Source organism: Mesorhizobium sp. B2-5-4, assembly GCF_006441095.1.
Classification (GTDB): domain Bacteria; phylum Pseudomonadota; class Alphaproteobacteria; order Rhizobiales; family Rhizobiaceae; genus Mesorhizobium; species Mesorhizobium salmacidum.
This window is the reverse complement of record NZ_VFUR01000005.1, coordinates 199,871-213,968: the sequence shown is the minus strand read 5'-3', so window position 1 is coordinate 213,968 and position 14,098 is coordinate 199,871. Positions and strand designations below refer to the sequence as shown.

General features: G+C 64.7%; 11 protein-coding genes. 9 read left to right on the top strand and 2 right to left on the bottom strand.

Features of this window, described 5'->3' with window-relative positions; genetic code table 11:
- The first annotated feature begins 183 nt into the window (after positions 1-183).
- A complete protein-coding gene (locus tag FJ492_RS08595) occupies positions 184-2,730 on the top strand; it encodes a DNA translocase FtsK (RefSeq protein ID WP_140769496.1) in 2,547 nt (848 codons plus the stop codon).
- A gap of 79 nt (positions 2,731-2,809) precedes the next feature.
- Here the strand turns inward: FJ492_RS08595 and fsa are convergent, their stop codons facing one another.
- A complete protein-coding gene (gene fsa / locus FJ492_RS08590; protein ID WP_027145130.1) occupies positions 2,810-3,466 on the bottom strand; it encodes a fructose-6-phosphate aldolase in 657 nt (218 codons plus the stop codon).
- Positions 3,467-3,557: 91 nt separating this feature from the next.
- Here fsa and FJ492_RS08585 point away from each other — a divergent pair, with 91 nt between their 5' ends.
- The 8 genes from FJ492_RS08585 to FJ492_RS08550 all read left to right on the top strand — a co-directional run bounded on the left by FJ492_RS08585 (position 3,558) and on the right by FJ492_RS08550 (position 12,402).
- Positions 3,558-5,741 (top strand): primosomal protein N', encoded by a 2,184-nt coding sequence (locus FJ492_RS08585; protein ID WP_140769494.1) that lies wholly within the window; start codon positions 3,558-3,560, stop codon positions 5,739-5,741.
- A gap of 49 nt (positions 5,742-5,790) precedes the next feature.
- Positions 5,791-6,486 (top strand): aspartate/glutamate racemase family protein, encoded by a 696-nt coding sequence (locus tag FJ492_RS08580; RefSeq protein ID WP_140716651.1) that lies wholly within the window; start codon positions 5,791-5,793, stop codon positions 6,484-6,486.
- A 95-nt stretch (positions 6,487-6,581) separates the two neighbouring features.
- Positions 6,582-6,977, top strand: a complete 396-nt coding sequence (locus FJ492_RS08575) for a DUF4345 family protein (RefSeq protein WP_127275645.1) — start codon at positions 6,582-6,584, stop codon at positions 6,975-6,977.
- Between the two features lie 246 nt (positions 6,978-7,223).
- On the top strand, positions 7,224-7,784 hold the full coding sequence (locus tag FJ492_RS08570) for a F0F1 ATP synthase subunit delta (protein WP_140769492.1): 561 nt from the start codon (positions 7,224-7,226) through the stop codon (positions 7,782-7,784).
- Positions 7,784-9,313 (top strand): F0F1 ATP synthase subunit alpha, encoded by a 1,530-nt coding sequence (gene atpA, locus FJ492_RS08565; protein ID WP_140503877.1) that lies wholly within the window; start codon positions 7,784-7,786, stop codon positions 9,311-9,313. Before FJ492_RS08570 ends, atpA begins: the two co-directional genes overlap by 1 nt.
- 31 nt (positions 9,314-9,344) lie before the next feature.
- Positions 9,345-10,232, top strand: a complete 888-nt coding sequence (locus FJ492_RS08560; RefSeq protein ID WP_140769490.1) for a F0F1 ATP synthase subunit gamma — start codon at positions 9,345-9,347, stop codon at positions 10,230-10,232.
- A 69-nt stretch (positions 10,233-10,301) separates the two neighbouring features.
- Positions 10,302-11,882, top strand: coding sequence for a F0F1 ATP synthase subunit beta (gene atpD / locus FJ492_RS08555; RefSeq protein WP_181166609.1), 1,581 nt, complete (start codon positions 10,302-10,304; stop codon positions 11,880-11,882).
- Between the two features lie 112 nt (positions 11,883-11,994).
- Positions 11,995-12,402 (top strand): F0F1 ATP synthase subunit epsilon, encoded by a 408-nt coding sequence (locus FJ492_RS08550; protein ID WP_140503873.1) that lies wholly within the window; start codon positions 11,995-11,997, stop codon positions 12,400-12,402.
- 145 nt (positions 12,403-12,547) lie between these two features.
- On the opposite strand, the gene FJ492_RS08545 is transcribed toward FJ492_RS08550, so the two are convergent.
- A complete protein-coding gene (locus FJ492_RS08545) occupies positions 12,548-14,056 on the bottom strand; it encodes a mannitol dehydrogenase family protein (protein ID WP_140769488.1) in 1,509 nt (502 codons plus the stop codon).
- Between the last annotated feature and the right edge of the window lie 42 nt (positions 14,057-14,098).

The following is a 14,098-nucleotide window of genomic DNA, read 5'->3' as shown; positions in this document are numbered from 1 at the left end:
GGCGCTTGCACATGCTCGGCCCGCATATGTGGATGATCGTCGAATACGATCCAGCGCTCTAATCCGTATCGTTCGGCATCGCCGCGAAAGATATTTTTCGCTCGCTCCAACGGCACTGACGGAAGCAACTGTTAACCACTCGCTCCCTATTGCTCAGCAGACGTTCCACAGTGAGTCTTGAGCATGGAAGCCAGGCGTTTTTCTCGGGTCAATTCGTTGCACACAGCTTCGCCCGATGACCCCGAAAGGGAGCGCTCCGGCGGCCCGCGCGGCAAGGTGGATGCCCGCCAATCCGGTGCTTCCCATGCGGGCCAGTCCGGACGGGTAGCCGATCCCGGCGACGACCGCAGACCCTCCGTCGGGCCGAATGGGAAACCCGCGGCGGACAATGCTTTCCCGCAGGGCGACACCGAAAGCCCCGCCTGGCAAGAGTATTTTTTCCTTGCGCCCAATGTGCGTTTTACACGCACGCCGGACTATGAACCCAAGCATCGCCAACCGCATGACGAGGTTGCCGCGCAGGGCGATCCGCAGGCGCCCCCGACGCAGCAGGTCGGGCCTGGCGCCGTCATGCGTCGCGGACCGTCACCGGCCGCGTCCGCTCAGCCGGCGAGCGGCGGCGAGACGTCGCAAGGTGTTCAGCCGACGGCTCCGAAGATGCCCGCAACGGCACGAGCGGCCACGCGCCCGGCGCCCGTTGTCGTGAATGGCGCGCCGGTCAGAACAGCCACCGCTGAAAAAGCCCGGCGGCCCTATCTTTCGGATCACGCCTTCTTCGAGGGCTTGGCTCCGCTTCTGGTTGACGTGACGTCGCCGCCCCGCTCAGTCAGCCCGGTTTCGCGTGTACCGGTCGCGGCAGCGCCGGTCGCTGCGGCGCGGGCCGACATCTCCGCGTCCGCCGTGGCCGATGTCACCACCTTGTTCCGTGTCATCGAATGCCTTCCGGGCCAGGCCTCGTCCGCACTGCCGGACGTCTTTCCGGCCAACTCCAACAAGGCCTTGGTCGAGCCGCCCGTTCCGGCGGGCAGGGCTGTCCGGCAGGGCCGGACGACGGCAGTGGTGGCATCTGCCGCAAGCAGCGCCGCCCCACTTGTGCAGCGCGTGGAGGAAACCGTTGCCACCGTGCGCGGGCCGTCGCTGCCCATGGCTGGCAAGGTTGCGCGGCCGGTGACGGGCGAAAGCTACGAGCTTCCCTCGGAGGAACTGCTGCAGCAGCCGCCGGAAGGGCAGGGCTTCTACATGTCGCAGGAGCGGCTCGAGCAGAATGCCGATCTCCTGGAAAGCGTGCTGGAGGATTTCGGTGTTCGCGGCGAGATCATCCACGTTCGCCCTGGCCCGGTCGTTACCCTCTACGAGTTCGAGCCGGCGCCGGGTGTCAAGTCGTCGCGCGTCATTGGCCTCGCCGACGATATCGCCCGCTCCATGTCGGCGGTCTCGGCGCGCGTCGCCGTCGTGCCCGGCCGCAATGTCATCGGTATCGAGCTGCCGAACGAGACCCGCGAAACCGTCTATTTCCGCGAACTGATCGAATCGCAGGGCTTCCGCAAGACCAGCTGCAAGCTGGCGCTTTGCCTTGGCAAGACGATCGGCGGCGAACCTGTCATTGCCGAGCTGGCGAAAATGCCGCACCTGCTCGTCGCCGGCACCACCGGCTCCGGCAAGTCGGTCGCCATCAACACCATGATCCTGTCGCTGCTCTACCGGCTGAAGCCGGAAGAATGCCGGCTGATCATGGTCGACCCGAAAATGCTTGAGCTCTCCGTCTATGACGGTATCCCGCACCTTCTGACCCCCGTCGTCACGGATCCCAAGAAGGCCGTTACCGCGCTCAAATGGGCGGTGCGCGAGATGGAGGATCGCTATCGCAAGATGGCGCGGCTCGGCGTGCGCAACATCGACGGCTACAATGAGCGCGCCGCCCAAGTCCGCGACAAGGGCGAGACGGTCGTCATGACCGTGCAGGCCGGCTTCGAGAAGGGCACCGGCGAGCCGCTGTTCGAACAGCAGGAAATCGATCTCGCGCCGATGCCCTACATCGTCGTCATCGTCGACGAGATGGCCGACCTCATGATGGTTGCCGGCAAGGAGATCGAAGGCGCCATCCAGCGCCTGGCGCAGATGGCGCGCGCCGCCGGCATCCACCTGATCATGGCAACGCAGCGGCCTTCGGTCGATGTCATCACCGGCACGATCAAGGCCAATTTCCCGACCCGCATCTCCTTTCAGGTCACCTCCAAGATCGACAGCCGCACCATCCTGGGCGAGCAGGGCGCCGAGCAGCTGCTCGGCCAGGGCGACATGCTGCACATGATGGGCGGCGGGCGCATTGCCCGTGTGCACGGCCCCTTTGTTTCCGACGCCGAGGTCGAGCATGTCGTGGCGCATCTGAAGGCGCAGGGCCGTCCCGAATATCTGGAGACCGTGACGGCCGACGAGGATGAAGAGGAAGAGGAGGGCGACCAGGGTCCGGTCTTCGACAAGGGAGCCGTTGCCGCCGAGGATGGCGATCCCAGCTATGACGAGGCGGTCAAGGTGGTGTTGCGCGACAAGAAATGTTCGACGTCCTACATCCAGCGCCGCCTCGGCATCGGCTACAACCGCGCGGCTTCACTGGTCGAACGCATGGAGAAGGAGGGTCTGGTCGGCGCACCCAACCATGTCGGCAAGCGCGAGATCATGGCGGGCAAGCGCCCGTCGCCTATCGCGCCATCCGACGACGGCACGGACTGATCGGGCGGTCAGCTCTTGATCCGCAGCGTATGAAAAAGGCCGGTTGCCCGGCCTTTCTTCGTATCTGGTGTGGGACCGCTCAGCCGATCTTCTGGCCGGTCTTGGCCCAATCGGCGAGGAAGGCGGCCAGGCCCTTGTCGGTCAGCGGATGGTTGACCAGCGCCTTCAGCGTCGCCGGCGGCGCGGTGATGACGTCGGCGCCGATCAGAGCCGCCTGCTTGACGTGGTTCACCGTGCGCACGGAGGCGGTCAGGATCTCGGTCTGGAAATCGTAATTGTCGTAGATCTGACGGATCTCCTGGATCAGCTCCATGCCGTCCGAGCCGGTGTCGTCGATGCGGCCGACGAAGGGCGAGATGAAGGACGCGCCGGCCTTGGCCGCGAGCAGCGCCTGGGTGGCCGAGAAGCACAGCGTGACGTTGACCATGCGGTTCATCTCGGTGCGGATCGTCTTGCAGGCCTTCAGGCCGTCCAGCGTCAGCGGCACCTTGATGGCAATATTGGGCGCGATCTTGGCCAGCACCTCGGCCTCGGCCATCATCTGCTTGAACTCGGTCGCCACGACCTCGGCCGAGACCGGGCCTTCGACGATGTCGCAGATCTGCTTGGTGACCTCGATGATCTTGCCGCCCGATTTCAGGATCAGCGAGGGATTGGTGGTGACGCCATCGAGCAGTCCCAGATCGTTCAGTTCCTTGATCTCTTTGATATCGGCGGTGTCGGCAAAAAATTTCATGGCGGGTCTCCTGACGATTTCGTCGTGCTTGGGAAGGCACGTTCAGCGTTGCTCTTTGATCTAGACCAAAGTCAGGGCAAGGTCACGCCTCATGATCGAAGATTCGCCCTTTGTCGCGGCCGCGCCGGTGCTGGTGCCGATGCCGGCCGAACGCCCCTACACCTATGCCGTGCCGGCCGGCATGCGCGTGGTGCCGGGTTCGATCGTGCGCGTGCCGCTCGGGCCGCGCCAGGTCGCCGGCATTGTCTGGGACGGCGTTGTCGAGCAGGTCGATGCCAGGAAATTGCGCCTGATCGAGCAGGTTTTCGACTGTCCGCCAATCGACCGCGCCATGCGCCGCTTCGTTGACTGGGTGGCGCAGTACACGCTGTCGCCGCCGGGCATGGTGGCGCGCATGCTGCTCAGGGCGCCGGAGGCCTTTGATCCCGAACCCTGGATCGAAGGGCTTCAGCGCACCCTGCTCGTGCCCGACCGGATGACCGATGCCAGGGCCCGCGTGCTGGAGACGGCCGAAGGCGGGCTGGCCTGGACGCGCTCCGGGCTCGCGCACGCCGCGGGCGTATCGTCGACGGTGATCGAGGGGCTGAAAGCGCAAGGCGTGTTCGAGACGGTGATGATCCCGCCGCGCCCGGTGGTGGCCGCGCCTGATCCCAGCTATGCCGTTCCCGAACTGATGCCGGACCAGAACGAGGCCGCGTCGATGCTGCGCGCCAATGTCGCGGCCGGCGAGTTCAATGTCGCGTTGCTCGACGGCGTCACCGGTTCGGGCAAGACGGAGGTTTATTTCGAGGCGGTGGCGGCCGCGCTCGAGCATGGCAAGCAGGTGCTTATCCTGCTGCCGGAAATCGCCTTGACGCACACCTTTCTCGAACGCTTCCAGCAACGTTTCGGCGCCAAACCGGGCGAATGGCATTCGGATTTGCCACCGCGAATGCGTGAAAAAGTCTGGCGGCAAGTGGCGGAAGGCGGCGTGCGCGTCGTTGCCGGCGCGCGCTCGGCGCTGTTCCTGCCGTTCCGCGAGCTTGGCCTGATCGTCGTCGACGAGGAGCACGACCCCGCCTACAAGCAGGAAGACCGCGTCTTCTACAATGCGCGAGACATGGCTGTCGTGCGCGGCCATATAGGCGGCTTCCCCGTGGTCCTGGCATCGGCGACGCCGTCGGTCGAGAGCCGGGTCAATGCCAGCCAGGGCCGTTATGCCAGGGCTGTGCTTTCCGCCCGCTTCGCCGAGGCGGCACTTCCCGATCTCAAGTCGATCGACATGCGCCGCGCCCCGCCCGCCCGTGGCGGCTTCCTGTCGCCGGTGCTGATCGACCATATGCGCCGGACGCTGGAGAAGAAGGAGCAGTCGCTGCTGTTTCTCAATCGGCGTGGCTATGCGCCGCTGACGCTGTGCCGGGTCTGCGGCCATCGCTTCGGCTGTCCGGTGTGCTCGGCCTGGCTGGTCGAACACCGCTTTCGCGGCCAGTTGGTGTGTCATCACTGCGGTCACAATGAGCGCCGTCCCGAAGCCTGCCCGGAATGCGGCACGCTCGACCATCTGGTGGCTTGCGGGCCGGGGGTCGAACGCATCGCCGAGGAGGTCGTGACGCATTTCCCGGACGCGCGCACCATCGTGCTGTCCTCGGACATAATGGGCGGTGTACGACGATTGCGGCTGGAGCTGGAGGCAATCGCCAATGGCGAGGCCGATATCGTCATCGGCACGCAACTGGTCGCCAAGGGCCACAATTTCCCGAACATGACGCTGGTCGGTGTCGTCGACGCCGATCTCGGCCTTGCCAATGGCGATCCGCGGGCCGCCGAGCGCACGTTTCAGCTGCTCAGCCAGGTGACCGGCCGTGCCGGCCGCACCGGCAAGAAGAGCCTTGGCCTGCTGCAGACCTTCCAGCCCGACCATCCGGTGATGCGGGCGATCGTCTCAGGCGATGCCGAGTCTTTCTACCAGCGCGAGATTTCGGAGCGCGAACGCGCTGCCTTGCCGCCCTTCGGCCGGTTGGCCGGCGTCATCGTCAGCGCGGTGACGCGGGCGGAAGCGGAAGGCCATGCACGCGGCCTGCGCCGCGCGGCACCGGAAGCGTCGGACCTGTTCGTGCTCGGGCCGGCGGAAGCCCCGCTGTCGCTGCTCGGCGGCCGCCACCGCTTCCGCCTGCTGATCCAGGGCGAACGGCGCGCCGACATGCAAGGTTTTATCAGAGCCATGCTCGCCAACGGACCGAAGCAGCGCGGCTCGGTCCGGGTGCAGGTTGACATCGACCCCCAGAGTTTTTTGTAGGGCGCAATTTCAGCTACAGTTGTCTCGGCGAGAGAAACGGAAAGACCACATGAAAACCCTTGGCTTGCTCGGTGGCATGAGCTGGGAATCGACCGCGATCTACTACCGCCTGCTCAACGAGATCGTGCGCGAGCGCCTTGGCGGCTTGCATTCGGCGAAGCTGCTGCTCTGGTCGTTCGATTTTTCCGAGATTGCCGAGCGGCAGCATCATGGCGACTGGGACGGCGCCGGCGCGCTGCTGACCGATGCCGCGCGCAAGCTCGAGGCCGGCGGTGCGGAAGGTCTGCTCTTGTGCACCAACACCATGCATAAGCTGGCCGACCAGGTGCAGACGTCAGTGTCGATCCCGCTGATCCATATCGCTGATGCCACGGCGGCCGCGATCAGGCAGGCCGGTTTGCAGCGCCCGGCGCTGCTGGCGACGCGGTTCACCATGGAGCAGGACTTCTACAAGGGCCGGCTTGCCGACAAATACGGCCTCTCGCCAGTGGTGCCCGATGACGCCGGGCGCGACATGGTCCATCGCGTCATCTACGAGGAACTCTGCCAGGGTGTTGTCTCCGAAGCTTCGAAGGCCGCCTATGTCGCCGAGGCAAACCGCCTTCGCCGCGAAGAGGCCGCCGACAGCCTGATCATGGGGTGCACCGAGATCACCATGCTGATCGGCCAGGGCGATTTCGACATTCCGGTTTTCGACACGACGCGCATCCATGCCGAGGCGGCGGTGGAATTCGCGCTCGGTTGATGCGCGTCTCCTAAAGTGCCTGGAGCCATCTGGCGCGGCATTTTTCCTTCGCTAGAATGCCCGCGATTTCAAAGCAGACTTTTCGAGGGGACACGATGGACTTTGCGCTTCCATGGCCGACGAGCCAGGGCGAATGGCTGGCCTGGTCGAGCGCGGTCTTCACCGTGCTGCTCGGCCTTCTGTTCTTCCTGGCGCCGGGCCTGGCGTTCCGCATCCTGCGCCTGCAGGCCAAACCCGAGAAGGCGGCGGCGATCGCCGAAGGCCGAGGCCGCATGTCGGGCTTCTATCTAGGGGTCGGCTTGTGCTGCATCCTGCTCGCGCAGCCGCTGGTCTACATGGCGCTCGGCTTCTCCTGGCTGTTCACCGCCTTCGGCCGGCTGCTGTCGATGATGTCGGATGGCGCCAATACACCTTTCAATTGGGTTTCCATCGTGGTGGAACTGGCGCTCGCGGCCTTGCCGCTCGCCTTTGCCTTCGGCTTTGTGCCCTGAATCCAAGGGTATTCCGGCGCGCAGGACCCGAGTCTTTCGCCGGATGCGACAATAGTGCCTGAAAACCATGCGGAACGACGCATTGCGGTCTTAAAATGCCTGTGCTAGACGGCAATCGACTTTCGGCCGGGGATAGCGGAAGCCGCGCCTCCGTGCTTGGAAAAATGCAGTAAGGTCAAAGATTTAGCCAGAGTTTTTGCTCGCGCCAACAATCTGCGGCCTGTCAGACAAGAGAAAAGACGGTCCGTGGCCCAATCGTCATCGCCAATCTCAGGTGTCGCAGAGCGCTATGCCGGTTCGCTGTTCGAACTGGCATCGCAGTCAAATTCCGTGGCCAAGGTCGAGGCCGACCTGAACGGTTTCGAGGCCATGCTGGCGGGCAGCGCGGACCTCACCCGGCTGATCAACAGCCCGGTATTCTCCAGCGAGGACCAGGCCAAGGCCATCGCGGCGATCGCCGACAAGGCCGGCATCACCGGCCTGACTGGCAATTTCCTGCGCGTCGTCGCCAAGAACCGCCGCCTGTTCGCGGTGCCCGGCATGATCAAGGCATTCCGCCAGATCGCCGCTGAGCACCGTGGCGAGGCTGCTGCTGAAGTGACGTCGGCGCATGAGCTGACCGCAGCCCAGCAGACCGAACTCAAGGCGGCGCTGAAGAGCGTTGCCGGCAAGGACGTGGCCATTTCCGTCACCGTCGACCCGTCGCTGCTCGGCGGACTGGTGGTCAAGATGGGCTCGCGCCAGATCGATACGTCGCTCAAAACCAAACTCAATTCGCTCAAGCTTGCACTGAAAGAGGTCGGCTGATGGACATCCGCGCCGCGGAAATTTCCGCAATTCTGAAAGACCAGATTAAGAATTTCGGCAAGGAGGCCGAGGTCTCCGAAGTCGGACAGGTGCTGTCCGTCGGTGACGGTATCGCCCGCGTTTACGGTCTCGACAATGTCCAGGCCGGCGAAATGGTCGAATTCCCCGGCGGCATCCGCGGCATGGCGCTCAATCTCGAAGCCGACAATGTCGGCGTCGTCATCTTCGGCGCCGACCGCGACATCAAGGAAGGCGACACCGTCAAGCGCACCGGCGCCATCGTCGATGCGCCTGTCGGCCCCGGCCTGCTCGGCCGCGTCGTCGACGCGCTCGGCAACCCGATCGACGGCAAAGGCCCGATCAAGGCGATCGAGCGCAAGCGCGTCGACGTCAAGGCGCCCGGCATCATCCCGCGCAAGTCGGTGAACGAGCCGATGTCGACCGGCCTCAAGGCCATCGATGCGCTGATCCCGGTCGGCCGCGGTCAGCGCGAGCTGGTCATCGGCGATCGCCAGACCGGCAAGACCGCCATCATCCTCGACACGATGCTCAACCAGAAGTCGGTGCACGACAACGGTCCTGAGAAGGAAAAGCTCTACTGCGTCTACGTCGCCGTCGGCCAGAAGCGCTCGACCGTCGCGCAGTTCGTCAAGGTGCTGGAAGAGCGCGGCGCGCTCGAATATTCGATCATCGTCGCCGCCACCGCGTCCGATCCGGCGCCGATGCAGTTCCTGGCGCCGTTCACGGCCTGCACCATGGGCGAATATTTCCGCGACAACGGCATGCATGCGCTGATCAGCTATGACGATCTGTCGAAGCAGGCCGTGGCCTATCGCCAGATGTCGCTGTTGCTGCGCCGTCCGCCGGGCCGCGAAGCCTATCCGGGCGACGTCTTCTACCTGCACTCGCGCCTGCTCGAGCGCGCTGCCAAACTCAACGACGACCTGGGTGGCGGCTCGCTGACCGCGCTGCCGGTCATCGAAACGCAGGCCAACGACGTGTCGGCCTACATTCCGACCAACGTGATCTCGATCACCGACGGCCAGATCTTCCTCGAAACCAACCTGTTCTTCCAGGGCATCCGTCCGGCCGTCAACGTCGGCCTGTCGGTGTCGCGCGTCGGTTCCTCGGCGCAGATCAAGGCGATGAAGCAGGTTGCCGGCTCGATCAAGGGCGAGCTCGCGCAGTACCGCGAAATGGCGGCTTTCGCGCAGTTCGGCTCGGATCTCGATGCCGCCACGCAGCGCCTGCTCAACCGCGGCTCGCGCCTGACCGAACTGTTGAAGCAGCCGCAGTTCTCGCCGCTGAAGACGGAAGAGCAGGTCGCGGTGATCTTCGCCGGCGTCAACGGCTATCTCGACAAGCTGCCGGTCAACCAGGTCGGCAAGTTCGAGCACGGCCTGCTCAGCCACATGCGTTCGGCCGGCAAGGACGTCCTCGAGGCCATCCGCAAGGAAAAGGCGCTGTCGGACGATCTGCGCGCCAAGCTGAAGGCCGAGATCGACGCCTTCGCCAAGACCTTCGCCTGAGCGAAGTGCAAGTCGGGATCAGGTTTGAAGCATGCCTTCATTAAAAGACCTTCGTAACCGTATCGCCTCGGTCAAGGCGACGCAGAAGATCACCAAGGCGATGCAGATGGTCGCCGCGGCGAAGCTGCGCCGTGCGCAAGAGGCGGCGGAAGCGGCGCGTCCCTATTCGGAGCGCATGGGTTCCGTCCTGGCCAACATCACCCAGGCTGTCGGTGGCGGCGGCGATGCCCCGGCGCTGATGGCGGGAACCGGCAAGGATGATGTGCATCTGCTCGTCGTCTGCACAGCCGAGCGCGGCCTGTGCGGCGGCTTCAATTCGCAGATCGCCCGTCATGCCCGCGACCATATCCGCCGACTTCTGGCCGATGGCAAGCAGGTCAAGATCATCTGCGTCGGCAAGAAGGGTTTCGACATACTGCGCCGCGACTATGCCGCGATGATCATCGAGCGCGTCGATCTGCGCGAGGTAAAGACGCTCGGCTTCGTCAATGCCGATGCGATCGCCCGCAAGGTTATCCACCTGTTCAACGAGGGCGCCTTCGACGTCTGCACGCTGTTCTATTCGCAGTTCAAGTCGGTGATCAGCCAGGTTCCGACCGCGCAGCAGATCATTCCGGCAGCGTCCGCCTCTTCGGCTCGGCCCGAGTTGACGGATGGCGCCAGCGCCGTCTACGAGTATGAGCCGGAGCCGGGCGAAATCCTGTCCGACCTCATCCCGCGCAACATCGCGGTGCAGGTTTTCCGCGCGCTGCTCGAAAACGCGGCGGGCGAAATGGGCGCCAAGATGAGCGCCATGGACAATGCGACGCGCAACGCCGGTGAGATGATCAACAAACTGTCGATCACCTACAACCGCCAGCGGCAGGCACAGATCACCAAGGAACTGATCGAAATCATTTCGGGCGCCGAGGCGCTCTAGGCGCGGTCCGCGGGTCATGGCCCGCGAACCGGACCGCGTGAGAAACAAAGGACGAAAAGGGTAAAGACGATGGCGAAAGCAGCGACCCCGCAGAAGGCAATCCCGAAGGCAGCAGCCCCGGCGAAGGCGGCCAAGGCTCCGGCAGCGGCGGCAAAGGCGGCCCCGGCCAAGGCAGCAGCAGCGCCGGCCAAGGCCGCCGCTGCCAGGACCCAGGCCGTGGCCACCAGGGCCACCGGCGTTGTCGGCAAGGTCCGTCAGGTCATCGGCGCGGTCGTCGACGTGCAGTTCGGCGAGCATCTGCCGCCGATCCTGAACGCGCTCGAGACCGACAATGTCGGCAACCGCCTGGTGCTCGAAGTTGCCCAGCATCTCGGTGAAAACACCGTGCGCTGCATCGCCATGGACTCCACCGAAGGTCTGGTGCGCGGCCAGGAAGTGCGCGACACCGGCGGCCCGATCGCCGTGCCGGTCGGCCCGGGCATGCTCGGCCGCATCATCAACGTCATCGGCGAGCCGGTCGACGAAGCAGGCCCGGTCGACGCGGTCGAATTGCGCTCGATCCATCAGCCGGCTCCGGCCTATATCGAACAATCGACGGAAGCGCAGATCCTGATCACCGGCATCAAGGTGCTCGACCTGTTGGCTCCCTACGCCAAGGGCGGCAAGATCGGCCTGTTCGGCGGCGCCGGCGTCGGCAAGACCGTGCTGATCCAGGAATTGATCAACAACATTGCCAAGGCGCATGGTGGTTACTCGGTGTTCGCCGGCGTCGGCGAGCGCACCCGCGAAGGCAACGACCTCTATCACGAGTTCATCGAATCCGGCGTCAACAAGAAGGGCGGCGGCGAAGGCTCGAAGGCGGCGCTGGTGTACGGCCAGATGAACGAGCCGCCGGGCGCGCGCGCCCGCGTCGGCCTGACCGGCCTGACGGTTGCCGAATATTTCCGCGACCAGGGCCAGGACGTGCTGTTCTTCGTCGACAACATCTTCCGCTTCACGCAGGCGGGTTCTGAAGTGTCGGCGCTGCTCGGCCGTATCCCGTCGGCCGTGGGCTATCAGCCGACGCTCGCCACCGACATGGGCGCGCTGCAGGAACGCATCACCACCACCACCAAGGGCTCGATCACCTCGGTGCAGGCGATCTACGTGCCGGCCGATGACTTGACCGACCCGGCGCCGGCGACCTCATTCGCTCACCTTGACGCGACGACGACGCTGAACCGTTCGATAGCCGAAAAGGGCATTTATCCGGCCGTCGATCCGCTGGACTCGACCTCGCGCATGCTCGACCCGCTGGTCGTCGGCGACGAGCACTATGGCGTCGCCCGCCAGGTGCAGTCGATCCTCCAGCGCTACAAGTCGCTGCAGGACATCATCGCCATCCTGGGCATGGACGAACTCTCGGAAGAGGACAAGCAGACGGTGGCCCGCGCCCGCAAGATCGAGCGCTTCCTGTCGCAGCCCTTCTTCGTCGCCGAAGTGTTCACCGGCGCGCCGGGCAAGCTGGTCGACCTCGCCGACACCATCAAGGGCTTCAAGGGCCTCTGCAACGGCGATTATGACCACCTGCCGGAAGCCGCCTTCTACATGGTCGGCGGCATCGACGAAGCGGTCGAGAAGGCACAGCGCCTCGCGGCTGAAGCGGCGTAATTCAAGCGAATAGGGAGTAGTGAGTAGTGAGTAGAGAATAGCAGATGTGACCAAGGGGCCTTTGCACCCCTTCACTACTGACTACTCACTATTCCCTACCTGCTAAGTTGATATGGCTGAAGCTTTCAAGTTCGAACTGGTCTCTCCGGAGCGCCTGCTGGTTTCCGCCGAGGTCGAATCCGTCGTTATTCCAGGCGCCGAAGGCGAGATGACCGTCATGGCCCATCATGCGCCGGTCATGACCACGATCAAGCCGGGCGTCGTCACGGTGAAGAACGCCTCGGGCGGCGAAGAACGCTATGTCGTGTTCGGTGGCTTTGCCGACATCGTTCCGGCCGGCTGCACGCTGCTGGCGGAATCGGCCGTCGCGGTGAAGGATGTCGACCGCGCCGATCTCGCCCGCCGCATCCAGGAAGCCAGGGAAGACGCCGTGGACGCCAAGGACGACCAGGCGCGCAGCAAGGCGGAGCAGTTCCTTGGCCAGCTCACCACGCTGGAAGGCGCCATCCTGCCGGCCTGAACTTCAATTCAGAAGCGAAGTGAAAAGCGGGGCACTTGCCTCGCTTTTTTGTTTTGTTCGAGCGGCGAGAATTCAGCTATGGCGGCGATGCTGTAGCGCCGGCATCAAAGTCCTCTATCGCCTGCTGATCCGTGCCAGCTTCGCCTTACGGCCCTTCGCCCTCTATGCCGAGCGCAGCAAAGGCCAAAGTCGTGCCGTCCCGCCGCAGGTGGACGAGGTGGACGGCCACGAGTTCGATCAGCGTCTGGCGTTCGGCGTGATCCCGGGCGAAGCCGGTCAGATCGAACACCGCCGTCACGGTTTCGTTCGCCGGCAGCTGCTGGTCCAAAAGCGCCGTCAGCGGAGCATCGAGCGGATCGGTGAAATGGCCCTCCGGCAAGCTCTTTCCGCGCGCCGCGCAGGCCGCGATCCAGGCTGCCACCACCAGCGTGAGATGGACCAGCTCGGTGCCGGCTTCGAGGCACTCGATAGCTGAAGCGATGATGCGCTGCGGCAGTTTCTGGCTGCCGTCATTGGCGATCTGCGCCGTGCGGTGGGCAAGTGCCGTGTTCGAAAAACGCTCGGCGAGCTCGGTCGTATAGGCTGATGTGTCGAGGCCGGCGTCATCCGGCAATGTCGATACCGCCTCCTCCCACAGCGCATCGACGAACTGCCTTATCGCCGGATCGGCGAAGGCGCGATCGACCGTGGCGTGGCCGCTGAGCAGGCCGAGATAGGCGATGCCCGAATGCGCGCCGTTGAGCAGCCTCAGCTTCATGTCCTCGAAAGGGGCGACATCGCCGACCATGGTGACGCCGAATTTTTCCCAGGCCGGACGGCCGGCCGGGAAATCGTCCTTGATCACCCATTGGCTGAAGGGTTCCGTCATCACGGGCCAGGCGTCCTCGATACCAAGTTCGCCCGATATCCGCGACCTGTCGGCATCGGTCGTGGCCGGCACGATGCGGTCGACCATGCTCGAGGGAAATGCGACATGACCTGCGATGTGGCCGGCGACCCCAGCATCGCCCGCCGAACCAGGACTGGCATCGCGCAATTTGGCGAATTCGATCAGCAGCCTGTGCAAGGTGGCGCCGTTGGCCGGCAGGTTGTCGCAACAAAGCACGGTAAAAGGCGGGGTGCCGGCGGCCAGCCTGCGGGCCAGCGCTTCGGTCAGAAAACCATGCGCCGTCTTCGGCTTTTGCGGATTGGCCAAGTCGTGGACGATGTCGGGATGCGTCGCGTCCAGCCCACCGCCCGCCGCCCGCAGATAGGCTTTCTCGGTGATCGTCAGCGTCACGATGCGGGTGCGCGCATCGGTCAGCACCGCCAGCACCGCGCCCGGATCTTCCGGCGCCACCAGCATCGAACCGATCGAGCCGATGACATGCAGCTTCTCGCCGCCGCTGCCGCGGACCGCCAGTGTGTAAAGCCCATCCTGCGGCGCCAGCGCGTCGCGCGTGTCGGCGCTGCGCAATGACACGCCTGTTATGCCCCAGCCCGTCTCACCGGCCGCCAGGCATTCATCGATATAGGCGGCCTGGTGGGCGCGGTGAAAGGCGCCGACGCCCAGATGCACGATGCCCGGTGTAACCGCACCGCGATCATATCGAGGCGCGGCGACCTTGGCCGGTAATGCGGGCGCCGTGCGGTTGGAAAGGCGGCGGTCTGTCATCGGTTCGCGCACTCATCTCGTGAAACGGGGTCATGGAACGGC